General features: G+C 34.6%; 20 protein-coding genes. 3 read left to right on the forward strand and 17 right to left on the reverse strand.

The genetic code is table 11. The features are described 5' to 3' along the window. Window positions 1-135: 135 nt before the first annotated feature. From gdhA to J7E44_RS12715, 3 genes are all read right to left on the reverse strand, one after another. Window positions 136-1494 (reverse strand): NADP-specific glutamate dehydrogenase, encoded by a 1359-nt coding sequence (gene gdhA, locus J7E44_RS12705; protein ID WP_214830276.1) that lies wholly within the window; start codon window positions 1492-1494, stop codon window positions 136-138. Window positions 1495-1684: 190 nt separating this feature from the next. Then, window positions 1685-2794 carry a DNA-processing protein DprA gene (gene dprA, locus J7E44_RS12710; RefSeq protein WP_214830278.1) on the reverse strand — a complete coding sequence of 370 codons (1110 nt, stop codon included), beginning with the start codon at window positions 2792-2794 and terminating at the stop codon, window positions 1685-1687. Between the two features lie 33 nt (window positions 2795-2827). Continuing rightward, window positions 2828-3595, reverse strand: a complete 768-nt coding sequence (locus J7E44_RS12715) for a rhomboid family intramembrane serine protease (RefSeq protein ID WP_214830280.1) — start codon at window positions 3593-3595, stop codon at window positions 2828-2830. 247 nt (window positions 3596-3842) lie between these two features. On the opposite strand from J7E44_RS12715, the gene J7E44_RS12720 reads away from it, so the two are divergent. Beyond that, window positions 3843-4775 (forward strand): DUF3078 domain-containing protein, encoded by a 933-nt coding sequence (locus J7E44_RS12720; RefSeq protein ID WP_214830282.1) that lies wholly within the window; start codon window positions 3843-3845, stop codon window positions 4773-4775. Window positions 4776-4844: 69 nt separating this feature from the next. On the opposite strand, the gene sufD is transcribed toward J7E44_RS12720, so the two are convergent. The 5 genes from sufD to J7E44_RS12745 form a co-directional block, all read right to left on the reverse strand. Continuing rightward, window positions 4845-6152: a Fe-S cluster assembly protein SufD gene (gene sufD / locus J7E44_RS12725; protein WP_214831311.1), complete on the reverse strand. Its 1308-nt coding sequence runs from the start codon at window positions 6150-6152 to the stop codon at window positions 4845-4847. A gap of 119 nt (window positions 6153-6271) precedes the next feature. Beyond that, window positions 6272-7015 (reverse strand): Fe-S cluster assembly ATPase SufC, encoded by a 744-nt coding sequence (gene sufC, locus J7E44_RS12730; protein WP_214830284.1) that lies wholly within the window; start codon window positions 7013-7015, stop codon window positions 6272-6274. An 18-nt stretch (window positions 7016-7033) separates the two neighbouring features. Then, window positions 7034-7540 (reverse strand): GNAT family N-acetyltransferase, encoded by a 507-nt coding sequence (locus tag J7E44_RS12735; RefSeq protein WP_214830291.1) that lies wholly within the window; start codon window positions 7538-7540, stop codon window positions 7034-7036. A gap of 6 nt (window positions 7541-7546) precedes the next feature. After that, complete coding sequence (gene sufB, locus J7E44_RS12740; RefSeq protein ID WP_214830293.1) at window positions 7547-8995, reverse strand: Fe-S cluster assembly protein SufB; 1449 nt, start codon at window positions 8993-8995, stop codon at window positions 7547-7549. A 71-nt stretch (window positions 8996-9066) separates the two neighbouring features. After that, the gene (locus J7E44_RS12745; protein ID WP_214830295.1) at window positions 9067-9396 is read right to left on the reverse strand and encodes a HesB/IscA family protein; all 330 of its coding nucleotides are present in this window, start codon (window positions 9394-9396) and stop codon (window positions 9067-9069) included. 213 nt (window positions 9397-9609) lie between these two features. Here J7E44_RS12745 and J7E44_RS12750 point away from each other — a divergent pair, with 213 nt between their 5' ends. Both J7E44_RS12750 and J7E44_RS12755 read left to right on the forward strand, forming a co-directional pair. Further along, window positions 9610-10524, forward strand: coding sequence for a GLPGLI family protein (locus tag J7E44_RS12750; RefSeq protein WP_214830297.1), 915 nt, complete (start codon window positions 9610-9612; stop codon window positions 10522-10524). Window positions 10525-10531: 7 nt separating this feature from the next. Continuing rightward, window positions 10532-11389, forward strand: a complete 858-nt coding sequence (locus J7E44_RS12755; protein ID WP_214830299.1) for a GLPGLI family protein — start codon at window positions 10532-10534, stop codon at window positions 11387-11389. A 45-nt stretch (window positions 11390-11434) separates the two neighbouring features. On the opposite strand, the gene ypfJ is transcribed toward J7E44_RS12755, so the two are convergent. The 9 genes from ypfJ to J7E44_RS12800 all read right to left on the reverse strand — a co-directional run bounded on the left by ypfJ (window position 11435) and on the right by J7E44_RS12800 (window position 21197). Then, window positions 11435-12292 carry a KPN_02809 family neutral zinc metallopeptidase gene (gene ypfJ / locus J7E44_RS12760; protein WP_214830301.1) on the reverse strand — a complete coding sequence of 286 codons (858 nt, stop codon included), beginning with the start codon at window positions 12290-12292 and terminating at the stop codon, window positions 11435-11437. 84 nt (window positions 12293-12376) lie between these two features. Further along, window positions 12377-14455, reverse strand: coding sequence for an LTA synthase family protein (locus J7E44_RS12765; RefSeq protein ID WP_214830303.1), 2079 nt, complete (start codon window positions 14453-14455; stop codon window positions 12377-12379). 227 nt (window positions 14456-14682) lie between these two features. Beyond that, a complete protein-coding gene (ribH, locus tag J7E44_RS12770; protein ID WP_214830305.1) occupies window positions 14683-15201 on the reverse strand; it encodes a 6,7-dimethyl-8-ribityllumazine synthase in 519 nt (172 codons plus the stop codon). A 3-nt stretch (window positions 15202-15204) separates the two neighbouring features. Next, window positions 15205-15912 (reverse strand): YfgM family protein, encoded by a 708-nt coding sequence (locus tag J7E44_RS12775; protein ID WP_214830307.1) that lies wholly within the window; start codon window positions 15910-15912, stop codon window positions 15205-15207. Window positions 15913-15982: 70 nt separating this feature from the next. Then, window positions 15983-16519, reverse strand: coding sequence for an adenine phosphoribosyltransferase (locus J7E44_RS12780; RefSeq protein ID WP_214830314.1), 537 nt, complete (start codon window positions 16517-16519; stop codon window positions 15983-15985). Then, complete coding sequence (locus J7E44_RS12785) at window positions 16520-17710, reverse strand: hypothetical protein (RefSeq protein ID WP_214830316.1); 1191 nt, start codon at window positions 17708-17710, stop codon at window positions 16520-16522. It abuts the gene before it with no gap. A 286-nt stretch (window positions 17711-17996) separates the two neighbouring features. Continuing rightward, the gene (locus J7E44_RS12790; protein WP_214830318.1) at window positions 17997-19013 is read right to left on the reverse strand and encodes a hypothetical protein; all 1017 of its coding nucleotides are present in this window, start codon (window positions 19011-19013) and stop codon (window positions 17997-17999) included. Window positions 19014-19158: 145 nt separating this feature from the next. Next, window positions 19159-20490, reverse strand: coding sequence for a quinol:cytochrome C oxidoreductase (locus tag J7E44_RS12795; RefSeq protein ID WP_214830320.1), 1332 nt, complete (start codon window positions 20488-20490; stop codon window positions 19159-19161). Window positions 20491-20498: 8 nt separating this feature from the next. Continuing rightward, window positions 20499-21197 carry a c-type cytochrome gene (locus J7E44_RS12800; protein WP_214830322.1) on the reverse strand — a complete coding sequence of 233 codons (699 nt, stop codon included), beginning with the start codon at window positions 21195-21197 and terminating at the stop codon, window positions 20499-20501.

Here is a 21197-nt window from a genome sequence, read left to right on the forward strand (position 1 = left end):
TTCCCATATTCTGAAAATAAAAAAAGCATTGAATAAATCAATGCTTTCTCCTTTCACTTTTTACTTTTTTCCCATTTTCCCGGGAACAGGCTATAAGAAAAAAGGCCGGGAATTTCCCAACCTTTATATTTTATTTTATACAACTCCTTGAGCCAGCATTGCTTCTGCAACTTTCACGAAGCCGGCAATGTTTGCACCTTTTACGTAGTTTACATAACCATCTTCTTCTTTTCCATAGTCTCTACAAGCTTTATGGATTCCGATCATGATCTCCTTTAATCTTGCGTCTACCTCTTCAGAAGTCCAGTTTAGACGAATTGAGTTCTGAGTCATTTCTAATCCTGAAGTAGCTACACCACCAGCGTTAGACGCTTTACCAGGAGAGAATAATACTTTGCTGTCTAAGAAATAGTTGATCGCTTCTAACGTTGAAGGCATATTAGCTGCTTCAGTTACGCAAAGAACTCCATTTTCAACCAATACTTTAGCATCTTCGAAGTCCAATTCGTTTTGAGTAGCTGAAGGGATAGCAACATCACACTTCACTTCCCAAGGACGTTTTCCTGCATAGAAAATAGCAGATGGATATTTTTTAGCATAGTCTTCAGCTCTGTTATTACCTGAAGATCTTAATTCTAATAAATAATCAATTTTATCACCATCGATACCGTCTTTATCATAGATATATCCGTCAGGACCAGAAATAGTTACTACTTTTCCACCCAATTCAGATACCTTTTTAATAACTCCCCAGGCTACGTTACCGAAACCTGAAACAGAAACAATCTTATCTTTAAATGTTTGATCAATAGTCTTAAGCATTTGCTCAGCGAAGTAAACGACACCATATCCCGTAGCTTCAGGACGGATCAATGATCCACCATACGCAAGACCTTTTCCTGTAAGCACACCTGTAAATTCGTTTCTTACTTTCTTGTATTGTCCGAAAAGATATCCGATTTCTCTTGATCCTACTCCAATATCTCCTGCTGGAACATCAGTTTCAGGGCCAATGTGCTTGCATAATTCAGTCATGAAAGCCTGGCAGAAACGCATTACTTCCATATCTGATTTTCCTTGTGGGTCAAAATCAGAACCTCCTTTACCACCACCCATTGGAAGAGTAGTCAATGAATTTTTGAATACTTGTTCGAAAGCTAAGAACTTAAGAACTGACAAGTTTACAGTAGGATGGAAACGAATTCCTCCTTTGTATGGTCCGATTGCAGAGTTCATCTGAATTCTGAAACCTCTGTTTACCTGGATTTCTCCTTTATCATCAACCCATGGAACTCTGAAAATAATAATTCTTTCAGCTTCAGCCATTCTCTCAAGAAGCTTCATTCCTGTGTATTCTTTCTTGGTAGCGATAAACGGAATTACAGTAACTGCAACTTCTTTTACGGCTTGTAAAAATTCTGGCTCGTTAGGGTTTTTTGCCTCAATTTTTGCAATAAACTCCTGGATTTTCTGGTCAATATTATATTGTTCCATATATTAAGGTTGAATATTATTGCCAACAAATTTAATTTTTTTTTCAAGATTCACAACACCTTAATTGATGATTGTTGAAAATTTATTAATTATGAGAGAAAATATTATTAAATTGATAATTTGCATTTAAATTTTATTAAAAATTAAATGTTATACGTGAAATAATGCAATATTAAGAAATAGTTAAATTTCAAATTGCTAGAAATTGCCTCCCAGAAAACGATTTCACTTTACCTAAAAGCTCTAATTCTAAAAGTACAGGTAAAATTCTATGTGTTGGAAGGACTATTTGCTGGGCTAAATCATCCAAATTAATTTGTGGATTTTCAGCAATAAAATTATAGATTAGACTTTGATTTTCAGTTAATTGAATTGCAATAGAAGAACTGGGAAATAGTTCTTCTATTTTTTCTTTAGGTTTGTTAAAACAAAGGTTGCTGATCAGATCTTTAATTGTAGAAATTGTAGCTGCCTTATTTTGAGAAATAAGATGATTGCAGCCTTGGCTATACTGATCTGTAATTTTTCCGGGCAGAGCAAAAACATCCCTGTTATAGCCGTTAGCAAAGGTTGCTGTACTCATTGATCCGCCTCCAAAAGCGGTCTCCACCACCATAGTTGCTGGAGATATTCCAGCAATAATTCTATTTCTTTGAATAAAGTTTTCTCTATCAGGTTTTCTTGAAGAATTAAATTCGGTAAACAGGACTCCGCCGTCTTGCAGGATCTTCTCAGATAGCCGCTTATTTTTTGCAGGATAAAGAGTGTGGAAACCATGCGCTAAAACAGCAGCGGTAGGGATTTTGTAGTGAAGAGATTGATCGTGCACTTCTTTATCTACTCCCAAAGCCAATCCACTAATGGAAATAAAACTACAAGATTGGGTTTCTTCAAAAAAATTCTTTATAAACTGTTTACCATAAGCCGTAATATTCCTTGTACCTACAATACTTAAGGGCAGTAGTGAATTTTTGTAGTTTCCTTTTTGGTATAAAATAGCAGGAGCATCTTCACATTCCCCGAGTAAGTAGGGGAGTTCTTTAAGATGTTTTAGCTTGATCAGAATATTGTTGCTTTCGCAAAATTTCAATTCTTTTTCAGCAAAGTCTAAATGGCTAGGGTTGCCAATATCTGATACAATCTTTTGACCAAATCCATCTATTTTTTTATATTCTTTCTTAGCCTTTTCCCACGCCGTTTTAGCGCTTCCAAATGTTCTAATAAGTTTTATGAAATTGATATCACCAATCAGGCTGCACTCGCGTAATGCGATTGCATAAAGATGTTCTTCGGAAATCATGTGTGTTTTTTTTCAAATGTAATGAATTAAGTTTTATTTTTTCCTTAATTCCTCTAAATGATCCCAGATATCATCTCTTTTTTTGTGGGGCAGTTCTAAAAAGTCTTCGGGGTGATTTTCTTTATATTCCTGCCAAAGCTTGTCATCTTTCTCGTTATAGTAGTTAGGGAATTCCCAAATGAATTTTCTCTTTTTTTCACCAATATTTTTGAATGCAAAAGCAATGATACTTCCTACTACTGCTCCTGAAAGGTGGGCTTGCCAGGATATTTTACTTGGTTCATGAAGATTGTAAAATAATTCTTCAGGAAACATCCCCCAAATCAAACTTCCGTAATATAATACAACCAGTAAAGAAATGGTTAAAAGTTTCATATTCCATTTAAATACTCCACTGAAGAAGAGGAAGAAAGCTAAAACATATACGACGCCACTGGCTCCAATGGTACAGGTGTACATGTACTCACCTGTGAGGATATCTATGGGCGGAAGTAACCAAACCAATAATCCAGTTGCCAGCCAACCGATAACAAACACTTTATTGGCCACTAATGGATAGAACTGATATAAAAGAAACATCAGCACAGCAATGGGAATTGAGTTACTGATAATATGGTCCATATTTCCATGCAAAAGAGGAGAGGTAACCACCCCCAACAAACCTTCAGGTAAAAGAGGAATGATGGCTCCAAAGCAACTCTGAAAGAAGCCTTGTGTTTGTAAAAAGTAGCCCAGCCACATTGCAGCAAGCATCAGCAATGGATATAAGATAGCTTTCTTGGAAATTGCGTTTTTAAACATGAAGAGGTAATGTCAAATCAAAAGCCAATAATAAATTTCGGAAAATTTGGCGATGGTTTTTTCTCTTTTAAATTATTTATAAGACAAAAGGTAATGATTTTTAGGGAACTAGTGATTTGGAATTTATTGTTTGATGATTCATTTTCTTTATTTCGGACATTTCGATCCATTTGTTGGGTCTATTTGTTTAGTGAAAGTTCTTCAATAAAAAATTATATTTCTATTTTTGTATTGGAAATCTTTAATTATGAAGAACAAATTGTTGATTTTTTCCATTGCATTGGGAATAAATGTAGCAGCACAAGAGATAAAAATAGATACAACAGCAACACCGGTAAAGGATTCTATAAAAAGCTGGTCTGTATTAGGAAAAAACACATTAATGTTCAATCAGGCAGCTTTTTCAAATTGGGTTGGTGGAGGAGCCAATAATGTTGGCTGGCTCGCTGGTGTCGATTATAATCTTACCTACGAAAAAGATAAAGACCTGTGGGAGAATATCATCATTCTTGGTTACGGTCAGAATAATACAAAGGGAATAGGGACAAGGAAAACACAGGATGTCCTCAATATATCTACAAACTACGGAAGACAGTTTTCTAAAAGCTGGTATATTTCTTCAGGGGCCAGTTTGCAGTCACAATTTTCTGCTGGTTATGAAGATGGAAACAACCCTGAAGCTAAAAAGATATCCAATTTTATGGCTCCGGGATATTTTAACATGGGTTTGGGGGTTACCTATAGACCCAATGATAATTTAACGGTAACATTGCGCCCTGTCAATGGAAGATGGACCTTTGTGTTGGATAATGAGCTTCAGAAAGCTGGGAATTATGGTTTAAAAGCAGATGGAGATAACTCACTATTGCAGTTTGGTTTTTTAGGAAATGCTGTATATAAAGTGAAACTGATGGAAAATATTAATCTGACGAATACCGCTTCTGTGTTTTCAAACTATCTCGATCATCCCGAAAGGTTAGTACTGGCTTATGGAGCTGTTTTAAATTTAAAAATTAATAAGTATATCTCATCCAATATCACAGTAGATGTACTATACGATCATAATCAGATCCAGAAAACACAGCTGAAACAAACTTTAGGAATCGGTTTTGCGTATACCGTTAATAATGGTGTGAAAAGATCTGATAGAAAAGACAATCAGTGGTGGCTTAAAAAATAACAAAGTAATTATTTAATCAATAAAAAAGCACTTCGAAAGAAGTGCTTTTTTTGGTATCAATTTATTTTCTTAGAATTCAATGTCTACTTCTAATTTTTCAGCCAGTAACTTTGAAATTTTTTCCTTTAAAGGTTCAATGTCAATGTTCTGCATGGCATCATTCGCAAAAGCATAAAGTAATAATGCCTGAGCTTCTTTTTTGGAGATTCCTCTTGCTCTCAGATAAAATAATGCATCTTCATTCAATTGGCCCACTGTACAACCATGAGAACACTTTACATCATCTGCAAAGATCTCTAGCTGAGGCTTTGTATCAATTGTTGCTCCTTCACTTAATAACACATTATTATTCTGTTGATAAGCATTGGTCTTCTGAGCTATTTTATCAACGAAAACCTTTCCGTTAAATACTCCATGAGCCTTATCTTTGAATATCCCTTTATAGTTCTGATAACTTTCACAATTAGGTTGGTTATGGTGAACAGCCGTATGGTGATCCACTAGCTGATCTTTTCCGATAATCGTAATCCCATTCATGAATGAGTTGATATTCTGTCCATTATGGATGAAATCCAGATTGTTTCTTACCAATTTTCCTCCAAAAGAGAAAGTATTTACAGTTGTTAAGCTGTCTTTTTCCTGTTTTGCAAAAGTATTATCGATAAGATAAGAAGTATCATTATCATTTTGAAGTTTATGCCAGTCTGCCTTAGCATTTGGATAGGTAAAGATCTCGGTCACTGAATTTGTCAATACAAAAGTATCGTCAAAATTATGATGACTTTCAATTACTTCTACTTTTGCTCCATCTTCAACGATCAATAAATTTCTTGTATTGTAGAATGTATTTTCTTCTTGGTTTTGTGAAAGATAGAAAACATGGATTGGTCTTTCAATGACAACATTTTTTGGTACCTTCAAGAAGAAGCCATATTTGCAGTATGCAAGATTTAAATCTGTAAAAGCTGAACTCTTCCCTGCAATTGTATTGAAATATTTATCAAAAACTTCTTTATGTTTTTCGTCATTCAAAGCATAGTTGAATGAAAGAAATTCTACGTTTTCGATAGAAACTTTTGATAACTCCTTATGTAGTTTACCATTTACAAAAACGATCCAGTCAAAGTTTTCTTCACCTAAATGCAATTGGTCCAACTGTTCTTTGGTAATATTGTGACCTTCTTTTGGAAAGAAATTATAGTTTTTTTCCGTGATCTCTTTTAAGTTGGTATATTTATATTCTTCGTCCTTTTTGGTTGGAAAACCAATGCTTTCGAACTCTCGAAGAGCTGCTTTTCTATCTTCATCCAGAAATCTGTGACGAAGGCTTTTCAAAAACTCATCGTGGTTGTCAATAATTTGATCGTATAAAGCCATTACTGAAATTTCGGCCATCACACCTTTTTTATATATTTAAAAATTGTAATATTATTTGCGGGTTTTCCGCTTATCTTTTAGTCAGAATTGATAAAATCTGCACCAAAAAATTTCTCTTCTTAATTAAGAAGCCAGTCGTAACCTTTCGCTTCTAATTCTAAAGCAAGAGATTTGTCACCCGTTTTAATGATCTTACCGTTCGCTAGAACATGTACAAAATCCGGCTGAATATAGTTTAGCAATCTTTGGTAGTGAGTAATCAAAAGAACTGCATTTCCTTCATTTTTAAAGTGATTTACACCATCTGCAACAATTCTTAAAGCATCAATATCCAATCCTGAATCGGTTTCATCAAGAATAGCCAGTTTTGGATTAAGCATCATCATCTGGAAGATCTCATTTCTTTTCTTTTCACCTCCTGAAAATCCTTCGTTTAATGATCTTGAAAGGAAGTCTTTCTTAATTCCCAATTTTTCAGACTTCTCACGAATCATAGCAAGCATTTCTTTTGCAGGCATTTCTTCAAGTCCGTTTGCTTTTCTGGTTTCGTTTAAAGCAGCTTTAATAAAGTTAGTCACAGAAACTCCGGGAATTTCTACAGGATACTGAAAAGATAGGAATATTCCTTTATGAGCTCTTTCTTCAGGAGCATCTTCGTTAATGTTTTCACCTTGAAAAATAATATCACCTTCAGTAACTTCGTAATCTTCTTTACCCGCAATAATAGATGAAAGAGTAGATTTTCCTGCTCCGTTAGGTCCCATTATAGCATGAACTTCACCCGGTTTTATTTCGAGATTGATACCTTTTAAAATTTGTGCGCCATCTTCAATTCTGGCGTGTAAGTTTTTTATTTCTAACATTTTATTTGCTTAAACAAATTATTTTTGAATTCTATATATTAAACTTTCCGGCTGATCCGGTACATCATTAAGTTGTCCAGTCTGTTCCATTCCTGCTTTTTCCAATACTTTGATCGAAACAACATTAGCAGGACGAACCATACCGAAAATTTCCTTTTCATTCAGATCATTAAAACCGAAGTCTATAGCTTTTTTTGAAAACTCTGTTGCATATCCTTTTCCCCAGGCTTCCGGAGCAAAACGATATCCAAGGTTTAATTTTTCTTCTTCGTCATACATTTTATAGCTAAGTCCGCCGAAGCCAATAACCCTATCTGGGTTTTCTTTTTCTAAAATTGCCCATCCACCGAAATTGTATTGATCCCAATGTTCAAGCATTCTATTAAATGTATTTTCAGCTTTTTCAAGACTCATTGGTCCACTCGGATTATAAAGATTGGTCTGCGGGTCTTTATTAATTTCAAAAAATCTTTCAAAATCTTGCTTTTCAGGTTTTCTTAAAATTAATCTTTCCGTAGTTTTCATCCTGTCTTATCCTACTGAGCCTTCTAGTGAGATCTCTAATAATTTCTGAGCTTCAATAGCAAACTCCATAGGAAGCTTGTTTAAAACCTCTTTACTGAAGCCATTCACGATCAGAGCAATCGCTCTTTCCGTATCGATCCCCCTCTGGTTACAATAAAAGATCTGATCTTCACCGATTTTTGAAGTGGTTGCTTCATGCTCTAATTGAGCCGTAGGATCTTTAATCTCAATATATGGGAATGTATGTGCACCACATTCGTTACCCATTAGTAAAGAATCACACTGGGAGAAATTCCTTGCTCCTTTTGCAGAAGGCATTACTTTTACCAGTCCTCTGTAAGAGTTTTGTGATTTACCGGCAGAAATACCTTTGGATATAATCGTTGATTTTGTGTTCTTTCCGATATGGATCATTTTTGTTCCGGTATCAGCATATTGGTGATTGTTAGTCACAGCAATAGAATAGAACTCACCAATTGATCCATCTCCCTTCAAAATACAAGATGGGTATTTCCATGTTACCGCAGATCCGGTTTCAACCTGTGTCCATGAGATCTTTGCATTTCTTTCGCAAAGTCCTCTTTTTGTTACAAAATTAAATACACCTCCTTTTCCTTCTTCATTACCTGGATACCAGTTCTGAACTGTAGAATATTTAATTTCAGCGTTATCCATTGCAATTAATTCCACAACGGCTGCGTGCAATTGATTTTCATCTCTGGAAGGAGCAGTACAACCTTCAAGATAAGAAACATAACTTCCTTCATCAGCAATCACAAGAGTTCTTTCAAACTGTCCTGTTCCTGCCTGATTAATACGGAAATATGTTGAAAGTTCCATTGGACACCTTACTCCTTTAGGAATATAACAGAAACTTCCGTCAGAAAATACAGCAGAATTTAAAGCTGCATAAAAATTATCTCCTCTTGGAACTACTTTCCCTAAGTACTTTTTCACTAAATCAGGATGGTTTTTTATCGCTTCTGAAATAGAACAGAAAATAATTCCTTTCTCTGCTAAAGTATCCTGGAAAGTTGTTTTTACCGAAATTGAATCTATTACAATGTCTACGGCAACTCCAGAAAGTCTTTTTTGTTCCTCGATGTTAATTCCTAGTTTTGCGAAGGTTTTAAGCAATTCCGGGTCTACTTCATCTAAACTTGCCAATTCGGCATTCTTCTTTGGAGCAGCATAATATCGAATTGCCTGGAAATCTGGTTTCACATATTTAATGTTGGCCCATGTAGGTTCTACCATTTTAAGCCATATTCTATAAGATTCCAAACGCCATTCTGTCATCCATTCTGGCTCTTCTTTTTTAGCAGAGATAGCACGGATGACATCTTCATCTAAACCAATCGGGAAATCTTCATAATCGATCTTCGTTTCCCAACCGAATTCGTATTTTTTATTTTCTAAATCGACGCGTAAATCGTCTTCTGTATATTTACTCATTTTGATGGATTCTAGATTTTAGATATCAGAAGTCAGATAGTGATTACTAACTTCTAATTTCCAACGTCTAATTACAAACTAAAACTCTCTCCACAACCACACGTTCTGGATGCATTAGGATTATTAAAAACAAATCCTTTTCCGTTCAAACCTCCTGAATATTCAAGAATGGTACCCGCTAAATAGAGGATAGATTTTTTGTCTACAACAATTTTAACATCGTTGTTTACAATAATTTGGTCTGTTTCTTCTTTTTGGTTGTCAAATTTTAAAACATACTCCAAACCAGAGCATCCTCCACTTTTCACCCCCACTCTTATATAATCTTCAGCAGGGTTAAAGCCTTCTTCCGTCATAAGTTGGATGGCTTTTAACTTCGCTTGATCTGATACTGTTATCATTGTATTTATTTAGAATGATTTAATCTTGCAAAAATACGAACTAATTTCCGCAATCTCAAATTGAAGATATCTATTTTAATAATTCGAATCTTAATAGCATCGTTATACATATCATTGTTAGTGTTAAAAAATGTATAAATATTCTTCTGCAAATTTAGTAATTCTGTTTTTGATTTAACTTTGAACAGTATTTTTTATCTATAAAGAATAATTATGAAAAAAAAATTACTGGTCTTTTTTATATTGTTTTTACTGACAATGTCTTATGGACAAACTATAAGATATGTTTACGAAACTTCAGTAAACCCCGATTCAATTAATCTGGTAAGTCTGAAATTTGAAAAAACTTTTTTAGATATTAAAGGAAATCAATCCTTGTTTATAAGTGAACATAAATTAGTAAGGGATTCTTTATTAACTGCTTTTAGAAAGGAAGAAAAAAATGATAGTAAAAAAGAAGGGAAAGATTTTACAAAATTTGGATTTGGAAAACAATCGGAACAATCTTTTTTTGAATATTTTATCACAAAAAACATTTCTGAACAAAAAGTTTATTATCATGATAAAATAGCTGGGAAGCAAATTTATTATCAGGAAGACCGACCTATTAAATGGCAGGTGACAGAAGAGACTGAACAACAAAATGGATATAAAGCTCAAAAAGCAACAGCCAATTTTGGTGGCAGAGTCTGGACGGGCTGGTTTACAAAAGAAATAAATATTTCTGATGGACCATATAAATTTTCGGGATTGCCAGGTCTGATTGTGAAGCTGGAGGATGATAAAGGAGATTACAAATTTGAACTTGTAAAAAAGATTACTATTAAAAATGCTTTTGAAGAATCTGTAAGTCCAGATGCAAAATTGAGCACACGAATAGATTTTATGGGTGATAAAGCGGCAATAGAATTAAGTAAAGACAGCAGAACCATGTTGAGAAGTAGAAGTGGCGGAGATATGAATTCCGGGGGTGGAAGACGAGGTGGCGGAATGAAAGGCGGCAGTCATGGCGGAGGTAGAGGAATGTCTTCGAGAGGAATGGACAGTAGCAATAGTAATTCTATACCAACGGGTGATATCGAAAGCTTTCACAATGATGTAAAGCAAAACCCAATTGAACTAAAATAAATTACAAATGAAAAAAATAGCCATCATTGCATTAGCTCTTTTCGTGCAGAATGCTTTTGCACAGGTAAACCGATTTGTATATCAGGTTACTATGAAATCAGATGCAGCAAATAAAAATGATATAAAGACAGAAAATGCATACTTAGATATTTCGCAGGAGAAATCCCTTTTTTACTCTGAGAATAGAGTAAAAAGAGACTCTATTATGCAAAAGACATTTCAAAGTGGCGGAGCAATAGCTTTTAACAGGGATCAAATGGAAGGATTGAGAACCAATATCAATTACTCTGTTGAAAAAGATAAAAAAGATCAAAAAACCTATTTTAAAGATAGGTTGGGACGAGATATGTATTCTTATGAAGAAGACCGTCCATTAAATTGGAAAATATCACCTGAAACTACTAAAATAGGAGACTATAAAGTTCAAAAGGCTGAAACTGATTTTGCAGGAAGAAAATGGACAGCCTGGTTTACTACAGATCTTCCTTATCAGGATGGACCTTATAAGTTTAGTGGGCTTCCAGGTTTAATTGTAAAGGTAGAAGATAGCCAGGGAGATTACTCCTTTGATTTAATGAAAAATTATAAGATCGCTGAATTGGCAAATTTAAGTCAACGAGGGAATATCATAAAAGTGAAAAGAAAAGATTTTCTAAAACAACAGGAAAAATATAGAACAGATCCAATGTCCTTTATGACTCAAGGCGGTGGCGGTGGCGGAGGCTCTGCCCAGACTGTTGTTGTAGGTGGTGCTGGACGAGGTGGAGGTGGTGGAAACCGGAATCCGGCTGATATGAAAAAAAGAATGGAAGAAAGGGTGAAGGATGAGGCGAAGAAAAACAGCAATCCAATTGAATTACAATAAATAAAAAACCCTGAAGAACTCTTCAGGGTTTTTATTGTATCTTATTTATTTTAAAAGTTGATTGAAAGTATCACCTTGCCGGATATCTCCCGTATTAAAACCTTTCATAAACCATTCTTTACGCTGAGCAGAAGATCCGTGAGTAAAGCTTTCCTGATTTACATATCCTTGAGATCTTTTTTGGATATTATCGTCGCCTACAGCTTCGGCAGCATCTATAGCAGATTCAATATCACCAGGTTCCAGAATTTGTTTCTTGTCATTAGTTCTTTTTGCCCAAAGACCAGCATAGAAATCAGCCTGTAATTCAGTGGCTACGGAGACCCTGTTCATATCAGCTTCTGAATATCTTCCACTTCTTCTGAGAGCATCTACTTTTTGGGTTGTTCCTAAAAGAGTCTGTACATGATGTCCGATTTCGTGTGCTAAAACATAGGCTACAGTAAATTCTGTTACCTTCGCTCCAAATCTTTGCTGTAATTCATTAAAGAAGCTCATATCCATATACACTTTCTGATCTGCCGGGCAGTAAAAAGGTCCCATTGCAGATTGTGCAGTACCACAGCCGGATTGTGTTGTGTTTTCAAAAAGTACAATTTTAGGCGGAGTATAGGTCATTCCGTTTTCTTTGAAAACTTCAGTCCATGCAATGGTGTTCCATCCATCCATCATATCGACCATTTCATATATTTTTTTCTCATCAGCATTTAATTCTCTCTGTTCAGACTGGCCTTGTGATGACATACTATTTGAATTCAATATACCCGAAGGGTCGCCTCCCAAAAAGAAAACGATGGCAGCAATAATCAATGTTCCTAAGCCTCCTCCTACGATCATACCTCCACTCCCCCCGGAGCCACGACGGTCTTCAACGTTTCCGCCTCTATCGTTTGTCCATTTCATAGTAAATAATTTTAGATGTAAATTTAAAACTAATATCGATATTAATTATTATTTTTTAATTCTACTAAAAATATTTGAACAATTTTAACGGTTAAGCTGATTACTCTTTAGCCAATATGAAGTAGATTGATAAGCAGAAATGGCATCATCAACCACTTTCTGATTCGGATTCTTCATAGGATTTTCATCATAATAGATGCTAAATTCCGGAGTTAGCTTATCCTTTTTTTGAGATAATGAATATTGTTTTATCTTTTTTACTGGAGAAATTACTGTTAAATATCCATCTTTTACAAATCCTAAATCCTGATAAGTGGCAATATAGGCTTTAGGCTGAAATTCTTTTTTAAAAACATCCTGTCCTAAGAATTTCGATTGGTAGTTGAAATTAAGTAATCCCAATACGGTAGGCATAAGGTCTATCTGGGACATAAGTTTATCAAATTTTTGTGGCTGAATAAAATCTTCAGAGAAGACCAGAGCTGGAATTCTGTATTTATCCATTGGTAATGCTGTACTGCCAGCGCTTGATGCGCAATGATCTGCAACAATTACGAAAACCGTGTTTTTATACCAATCCTGTTTCTTTGCCATTTCAAAAAACTTACGAAGAGAATAATCTGTATATTTTACCCCTCCTTCTCTGGATTTAGCATCACCGGGAATATCTATTCTTCCGTTCGGATAAGTAAAAGGTCTATGATTAGAAACCGTCATCCAATGATTGAAAAAGGGTTTTCCAGATTTTGATTCCGTATTCATTACCTGAATTGCTTTTTTAGCCATATCTTCATCGGCAACGCCCCAAACATTGGCAAAAGTAATTTCTTCAGGTTTAAAATTATTACGGTCAACAATTCCATATCCGTTACCAGCAAAGAAATCCTGCATATTGTCAAAATAACTGTAACCACCGTATAGGAATTTCACATCATATCCTTTGGATTTGAAGATGCCACCTGTTGTGAATTTATTTTTGTTATTTTCTCTTTTTATGATACTTTCTCCTGCTGTTGGAGGAATACAAAGAGTTAATGCTTCCAGACCACGAACCGTTCTGTTTCCTGTTGCATACAAGTTTGTAAACATCATAGAACGATCGGCTAAACTATCTAAGAAAGGTGTTATTTTCTGATCATTTCCATAGTGCTGCATAAAATCAGCAGATAAACTTTCTATAGAGATAAGAACGACATTCTTTTTGAGCTCAGGTTGGTCTGAATTTATTGTTCTTGTTAAAACAGGATCAGAGTACTGGCTTAAAAAATTACTTTCAGCTTTTTTCTGATCTATCTGTGGGTAAAACTGGAAGTAGTCTAATTCATTATGTGTAAATGCCCAATAGAACTTTGGAAATCCATTGGCCTCAATTTCTTCAGCAAAGACATTCGTGGATTTTATCTGAGTAGTAAATGTTAGGCAGACTAAGCTGATTCCTGCAAGTAGAATAAAAGAACCTAATAAAACCAGTTTCTGCTTGAAATTGGGAAGATCTTTAAGCTCATTCTTTGTTTTCTTATAAATAAACCATGTGATGGTAGATGTAATAGCAAAGATGATTAAAAATAAGGGAAAGACAGGATAGCTTTCCATAATGTTTCCTATCACTTCATTCGTGTAAATAAGATAATCAACTGCAATAAAGTTGTAACGCAGTCCAAATTCATTGTAGAAGAAATATTCACTTACAGCATTAAAAACAATAAGCAATACATAGATGAATAACGTAATGAAATAAAGAGTATTACGGATTTTAATTCTTTTTGACGGAAGAAAAAGCATTAATGCAAAGCAGATGATTTTTAGTCCGATAAAAGCAAGTGCAATTTCTGCTATAGATCCCCCATATTGTTTAAAAATATTATTCGGAATAAGAAGGATATAGAAAAAAAGGAGCAGTAAAGCTCCTAATATTATTTGCCCATAAGGCTTTTTATATTTTGAATCCGAAAGAAATAAGAAGTACAGAGCTAAAAATGTACTTGCTAAAACAAAGACAAAGACATCGTTAGCTACTCCGACTACTAAGACTTTCAGCACCTCAAAGAAACCGAAGCTTGCGGTAGTTATTGGGTGGAAAAAAAATACTATTCTAACAATCAGTGATACAATAAGATAAAAAAATCCTAAGTATAAGAATGGTTTTATTTTTTGAGGATACATTTAGATAAAGTATATGTTAACTTTTGCAAAGATAGTTTTTATGCTGTATTTTTTAAGGAAAAAAACAAAAACAGCTGATTTGTTATGTTTTTTATAATTGTTTAAATTATTCTTAAAAAGGAATATTATTAAATAAAAGAGGTTTTCTCAGCTTAAGAAATAAAGACAATAAAAAAGGACTATAAAAAATAGTCCTTTTAATTTATAGGTTGTAAAAGATATTAAAATTAAGAATTTCCAAAGCCTATATTGGTCTTTTTCTGAGATAATTTCTTTTTAAAATCTATCATTCTTAGAGCTGTAACAGCAGCTTCTACGCCCTTATTACCTAAGTCTCCACCGCTGCGTGCTACAGACTGTTCTTTGGCGTCATCTGTAAGAACACAAAAGATGGTTGGAGTATCTGTCAGAATATTACAATCTTTAATTCCCTGTGCGACTGCTGAAGATACAAAATCAAAGTGCGGAGTCTCGCCTCTGATAATACATCCTATAGCAATTACAGCATCGAATTTTCGCTCTTTGCACAATTGCATACTTGCGTAATTTAATTCAAATGCTCCAGGTACTGTAAAAAGTTTTATGTTTTCAGTTTTTACTCCTTCTTTTTCAAGGATTTCTAAAGCTGCATCACGAAGGTTATAGGTTACAAAGTCATTCCACTCAGAAAAAACAATGCCGATAGAAAAATCCTCGGCATTGGTTATATTAAGTGGCTTGTAATCCGAAAGATTAACTGTTGCCATTTTTTAATAATATTTAGTCATTTCAATATAAGAATCAGACATTCCATTGTCATAGTCCTGATATTTTTCGTCAATTGTTGAAAAGTATTTCTTAGCTTCTGCTTTTTTCTTTAATCCTAAAGCTACTATACCAGCCTTTCTTGTAAAGAAGTAAGAAGTATAAGGATCTGAAGAAGCGCTTGAAGCTTTGTCTAGCAATGATAATGCTTCATCATTTTTGTTAAGACCAGATTTTGCATCTGCCATAGCTCCAAACTTCATCGCCATCAATGTTTTGTTGTCAGAAGAGAATTGATCTAAAAGATCGTAAGCTTCCTGGAACTTCCCTTCTTTGAATTTTAATAAACCAGCATTATAACCTGCGAGTTTACCGATATCTGTAGAAGAAAAGTCATTATAAGTTCCTATGAAACCTGGGTTTGCAGCAGATTTACCTCCCAACGCCTCTTTATCTTTACCTTCAGTAAGGTTTTTTTGAGCGGCAAGGAAAGTTTTTACTGCTTCCGTATTTTGAGGAGCAACTACAAATTGTTTATAGGCGAAAAATCCTAAAACTCCTAAAACCAAAGCCCCAAAAACAATACCTAGTGGTTTTGAGTATTTTTCTAGGAATCTTTCTGTATTTAAAGCCTCTCTGTCAAGATCTTTAAAAAATTCCACTGTTTCTTTACCTTCTTGCTCTTTTTGAGCATTCTTTGCAAGTTTTGCCATAAATTCTTAAAAATTGAATTGCAAATTTAATTGTTTCTGAGGGATTTACAAAATACTTTGAATGTATTATTTAATATTCTAAAATATGATAGATTTCCGCATTGAATTTTTTTAGTTTTTCATCGCCATTTAAATCTCCTAGAGCGGTTAAAAAACTGAACTGTACTACTTTTGCGCCCTGTTTTTCAACTAATTTTGCCGCAGCTTCTGTTGTACCCCCGGTTGCCAATAAATCATCATGAATTAATATTCGCTGCTCTTTTTTTATCTGTCCTTCACGCGTTTCTATTTCGGCACTTCCATATTCCAGGTCATATTTTTCCGAGATAATGGGTGGTGGAAGTTTACCTTTCTTACGGATTAAAATAAACGGAACCTCCAAAGCAACAGCAATTGCGATTCCAAAGAGATAACCACGGCTTTCGATTCCACAAACAGCATCAATCTTTCCTTTGCTGAATTTCACAAGATCTTCAATAACCTCTTCATATAATTTTGGGTTAAGGAAAATAGGCGAGATGTCCTTAAACTGAATTCCCGGAATAGGAAAGTCAGGAACATTTTCAATGGTATTTTCTAATTTATGAATTAATTCTTGTGAAGCCATTTATGGGTTTATTTTGTAGCTGGAAATTTTCCAGTCTCCGTTTACATTTTTAAGTCCGAAAGTTACTTTCAGGGAAGTTGTTTTTCCATTTTTGTCTGTAACATCATAAGTAGCATTCACACTTGAGCTGTTAGCATTAGTGGCATTTGCCGTGATATTTTTAACACTCACATTTTTTACGGATCCAAAGCCTGAAGTAGGATTTGAAAAAGACTCATAGCTTCCCCAGCTTGGGTTATTTGAAGACTCAAATGCTGCTTTAAGATTTTGTGAACTTACATTATTTAAAAATTTACTTACTGTATTTTTTGGATCTGCAGCTGGTTGTTTTGGTGTTGCAGGAACTGTTGTTACAGAAGGGTCTGTAGTATTGCCAGTACCTGTAGGGTTGCTAGGATCAATTACTGCATTTGGATCTGTAGGTACAGCTGTGGAATCTGTTTTAGGAGGTGCTGGAATTTTTAAAGCTGACGGATTTACTTCCAACCCGATTTTAGACATTTTAAAAGTTTTTGCAGTTGTTTTTACAGATACCGTGATATCTATTTTATTATCAACCACTTTTGAAGCTAAAAGAGAAGAAAATCTTAAATTGAAACCTTTGAAATTATTATCAGTCATCAGATTTTTTGCTGTTGAAAGCTTTACTCCATTACTGAAAACTTCTAATGTAGCTTCTAAGCCGGCGCCCGTAAATGCAACAGGATTTCCTGCATTATCGACAAGCTTAGGAATGATCTGGATAGCTGTTGCTCCGTTTCCGTCATCAGCTGAAGGCCTTGTAATGATACTCAATGAGCTGGCTTTCACATCATTTGGATCACTTTCCTTCGCCTTTTCATCACCAAAAATGTTCATCTCTCCTAATGAAGGTGGAGCCGTACTTGCCCATTCGATGTTATTCTTCTGAGCTACCTCATCGGCCATTGATAAAATTTCAGGAACTTTTTTTCCATTAATTAATTTGCCAAGAGCCTTTACTTCGTTTACGTCACCTTCGGCATCTACTCCAAATGTTTTAAGGATGTAAAGAGCCTCATTAAACTTGATTTGTTTGATGGTTGACAGGCTTGATGCCATATCATTGATACTTGACTGTAAAGTTTTTGTACTCGTAGCATCTACATGATCTTTCTTACATGCTGTAAAAAGCAATAGGCTAAAAATTAGTAGAAGAGAAAACTTTTTCATTTTTATTCGGTTTGTTACAAATTTAGTAAAACCTTTATTAATAGAAATTTTTTATTTTTTATTTCTTTTTTCTGGAATCTCAATACTACCGCCATACTTGTTTGGTTGTTCTTTAGGCTATTTATCCCTAAATAGATCTTATGGACCATTTGAAGAGTACAGCCAAAGGAATCTTTTATATAATTATTGTTGAAAAGTTGCTCTAGTAAAAGAAAGGAGTAGTATTTATAGTATTATTTTTCACTTTAAAAGATATCATTTAAAAGAAATAGGAGATTTTTTTATTTTATCGTTTGTTTGGTTGCTCTTTTAGACTTCCTTCAAAGAATGAACTGAAGATTGCCTGCATATTTGGGAATGATGCATCTTGCCAGAATTTTGATGTATAGCTGCTGTTGTCCTTATCAAATCTTACTTTTTCAACATCATCATTATTATCAAATGAGATTTCAGTTGGATAGAAATTGGTATATGTTTGTATTTGATTGTAATTAGGTTCGCTCTTGTGTTTTATTTTAATAAAGACCCGATCATTATATTCTAAAAAATCTTTTAATCCTTTTTCAGATCCTTGTTCGAAGGAAAGATTAACAATAGCCTTTATGTCAAAAAAGCGATACCCAAAAAGAGCAAATTCTTTTTCTTGTAATGCCTCACCAGAGATTTCTATTTGATCTTTTTTGTCTCCTTTTAATTCTTTTATAACCGTTACTTTATTTTTATAGTCTTCGGGGCTTCCTATTTTTTTAAGTCTGGGAAGGTTTAATGAATTGCCATAGTCCCATAATGATGTTTGCTTTTTTTCCTCTGAAGGATCTTCCAATCTGTAAATTCTGTATTGTTGTGCATTGGTACTTTTTAGTTTTTTAGTTTTGTTATCAAAAACATAGGTTACAATACCATCTGCATAGCAATTCAGTTTGTTATTTAGTGTGACATAGGCATTAAAGTTTCCTTTAATGATGATGTATTTTGCAGGTTTGTTATTTTTTAATACTACGGTCTCTATTTCTTTTACCTGATCGTTAACTTTTATTATGTCGTGATCAAGCTCTGCATAGGAAAGTGTTGCTACAAGAAAATTATCATAGATCAGTTGAAATTTTTCCTGGGACGGATTTAATGCTTGCTTATCTATTTTACCATCAATGTCAGAATACGCTAAAATACTTCCGTCTTTTCCAAAAACAGAAAGCTTAGGCAATGGTTTATTATTTTTTTCTGAAATGAATGTAATGGTCTGGGCATTGGTAAAGCTGAATAGCAAAACGAATAGAATTTGTAATAGGTAGTTTCTTTTCATAATTAATTATTTGCTGGTGTGGAGACCGTTTACTTATAAGACAACAGTTTTGAAAAAAGGTTGCACAGAAATCTTAATTTTCTGCATAAAAAAAGACTGATTAGTTAATAATCAGTCTTTTAGAGTTTTATTTTGTTACAAGTCCTTAGAAAGGATACTCATAAATTTCAGATTCGTGTAAGAATGGGTTTCCAGTAGGAATTAATTTTAGTTTAGATAATGCTGACATTACAGTAAACATAAATAATCCAACTACAAATAGGACAGCACCTAGTATTAGTATAAATACTTCAGGAGTTTTCCAATATGGGCCCACTGTTCCAGGCATTACCATATTAAAGTAATCTAAAAGGTGTCCTAAAATAACAACTACTGCCATTACGGTAACTACTTTATAATTTCTTTTAATGCTGCTACTTACTAATACCAATAAAGGTAATAAGAAGTTGATAATTAGCATTGGTAAGAATGTAGGTGAATAGTGCTGGAATCTTCCAAAGAAGTAATTAACCTCTTCCGGTACGTTTGCATACCAGTAAAGCATGAACTGAGCAAACCATGTGTACGTCCAAAGCATACTTGTTGCGAAAAGGAATACTCCAAGATCGTGTAAGTGATTGTCATTGAACTGAGGTAAGAATCCGTTCTTCTTAAGGTATACACTGATAAGAATAATAACAGCAATACCACTGGATAAACAGCTCACCATAGAATACCAGATATACATTGTAGAATACCAGTGAGGGTCAATTGACATCAACCAGTCCCAAGCCCAAGCTGCAGAAGCAAAACCGAAGAATGCGATATATCCAACAGCCCATCTGTAAAGGAATTGATACTCAACCAAAGATTTTGTCTCATCTACTTTTTTAGATTGTGCTTTCAGTTTCCATGCGAAGAATGAAGCTCCGATTACGTAGATCAAAGTTCTGATTGCGTAGAAAGGAATATTTAAGAATCTTTTCTTTTCAAATAAGATCACATCAAAGTGTGCTGAGTTTGGATCTGTTAAATCCGGATCCATCCAATGAAAAAGGTGTCCTTGGTGGAAGATATTTAATAACATAAGGATGATCAAAATAGCTCCTCCGTATGGAATATAAGAAGCAATAGCTTCCATTACTCTTGTAATAATAATTGGCCAACCTGCGTGAGCAGCGTGCTGAATACAATAGAAGAACAATACGGCACAACTTACTCCAAAGAAAAATACAGCTACGAAATGTAGTGATGCTAATGGTTGGTTGTGAATTTGTAATTCTGCATGTTCTAAATGAGCAGCATGATCCTGAGGACCTATCATCTCACTTGAATGAGTAGGGGCAGTGTGACCTGAAGCATGAACAGCTTCCATCATCTGTTCAATTTTTTCTGTGCTGATTCCTTTATTCAAGAAAAAACCAATACCAAATAGAACTAAACCTACAACAAGCAGTATTATAGAAGTTGATTTTAATTTTGGTGAAAAAGTATACATTTCTTTTCTTATTTTTTAGTTGCGGTAGTCGTCTCAGTTGTTGCCGCAGCTGGCGTAGCTGTAGCGGTTGTAGCTGCTGCTGGTGCTGCATTTTTCTTGAAAGCACTCATCACATACATCGCCACTCTCCATCTGTCTCCTGCGTTCAATTGTCCCGCATAAGAACCCATTGCATTTCTACCGTTAGTTAATACATAATGAACAGATCCTACAGTAATTTCTCTATCTGCGTAGTTAGGCACACCAGAGAAAGCACCGCTTTGTACAATTGGACCCTGTCCATCACCTCCAGTTCCGTGACATGCTGCACAAGTGTGGTCGAACAACATTTTTCCTCTTTCTATATCCTTAGCTGCATTAGCTGGATTTAAAGGAGAAACAGTCATCTTCTTTGATGCATCATATCCTGCATTATATTCATCTACATTTTTCGGAAGTAATCCTTCTTCAAAAATTCCGTCTTTATTTTGAGCAACACTTCCTTCTACTGGAGCAAGTCCTGTTGCAAAGCTATTTTTAACAAACGCTGGGATTTCATTCTCATGATCTGAATACGCATCCTGAGCTTTCATCAATGGATCATAAGCTACCGGGAAATACATATCCGGGAAATATACCAGGGGTGCATTTTCTTTCGGTCCGCAAGAATTAAGTAAAACTGTTGTTAAACCTAAGATTGCAGTAATTCTTAATACATTCTTTTTCAT

Origin of the sequence: Chryseobacterium sp. ISL-6 (assembly GCF_018613715.1) — a bacterium.
In the GTDB taxonomy this organism is placed as follows: Bacteria; Bacteroidota; Bacteroidia; order Flavobacteriales; family Weeksellaceae; genus Chryseobacterium; species Chryseobacterium paludis.

Coding starts and splice junctions, on each gene's coding strand:
- sufC (WP_214830284.1), bottom strand. CDS start 7,015: ATGTTAGAAATAAAAAACTTACACGCCAGAATTGAAGATGGCGCACAA.
- J7E44_RS12735 (WP_214830291.1), bottom strand. CDS start 7,540: ATGAAAACTACGGAAAGATTAATTTTAAGAAAACCTGAAAAGCAAGAT.
- ribH (WP_214830305.1), bottom strand. CDS start 15,201: ATGGCAACAGTTAATCTTTCGGATTACAAGCCACTTAATATAACCAAT.
- sufB (WP_214830293.1), bottom strand. CDS start 8,995: ATGAGTAAATATACAGAAGACGATTTACGCGTCGATTTAGAAAATAAA.
- J7E44_RS12780 (WP_214830314.1), bottom strand. CDS start 16,519: ATGGCTTCACAAGAATTAATTCATAAATTAGAAAATACCATTGAAAAT.
- dprA (WP_214830278.1), bottom strand. CDS start 2,794: ATGATTTCCGAAGAACATCTTTATGCAATCGCATTACGCGAGTGCAGC.
- J7E44_RS12795 (WP_214830320.1), bottom strand. CDS start 20,490: ATGTATACTTTTTCACCAAAATTAAAATCAACTTCTATAATACTGCTT.
- J7E44_RS12715 (WP_214830280.1), bottom strand. CDS start 3,595: ATGTTTAAAAACGCAATTTCCAAGAAAGCTATCTTATATCCATTGCTG.
- J7E44_RS12765 (WP_214830303.1), bottom strand. CDS start 14,455: ATGTATCCTCAAAAAATAAAACCATTCTTATACTTAGGATTTTTTTAT.
- J7E44_RS12720 (WP_214830282.1), top strand. CDS start 3,843: ATGAAGAACAAATTGTTGATTTTTTCCATTGCATTGGGAATAAATGTA.
- J7E44_RS12755 (WP_214830299.1), top strand. CDS start 10,532: ATGAAAAAAATAGCCATCATTGCATTAGCTCTTTTCGTGCAGAATGCT.
- gdhA (WP_214830276.1), bottom strand. CDS start 1,494: ATGGAACAATATAATATTGACCAGAAAATCCAGGAGTTTATTGCAAAA.
- ypfJ (WP_214830301.1), bottom strand. CDS start 12,292: ATGAAATGGACAAACGATAGAGGCGGAAACGTTGAAGACCGTCGTGGC.
- J7E44_RS12785 (WP_214830316.1), bottom strand. CDS start 17,710: ATGAAAAAGTTTTCTCTTCTACTAATTTTTAGCCTATTGCTTTTTACA.
- J7E44_RS12800 (WP_214830322.1), bottom strand. CDS start 21,197: ATGAAAAAGAATGTATTAAGAATTACTGCAATCTTAGGTTTAACAACA.
- J7E44_RS12750 (WP_214830297.1), top strand. CDS start 9,610: ATGAAAAAAAAATTACTGGTCTTTTTTATATTGTTTTTACTGACAATG.
- J7E44_RS12745 (WP_214830295.1), bottom strand. CDS start 9,396: ATGATAACAGTATCAGATCAAGCGAAGTTAAAAGCCATCCAACTTATG.
- J7E44_RS12775 (WP_214830307.1), bottom strand. CDS start 15,912: ATGGCAAAACTTGCAAAGAATGCTCAAAAAGAGCAAGAAGGTAAAGAA.
- J7E44_RS12790 (WP_214830318.1), bottom strand. CDS start 19,013: ATGAAAAGAAACTACCTATTACAAATTCTATTCGTTTTGCTATTCAGC.
- sufD (WP_214831311.1), bottom strand. CDS start 6,152: ATGGCTTTATACGATCAAATTATTGACAACCACGATGAGTTTTTGAAA.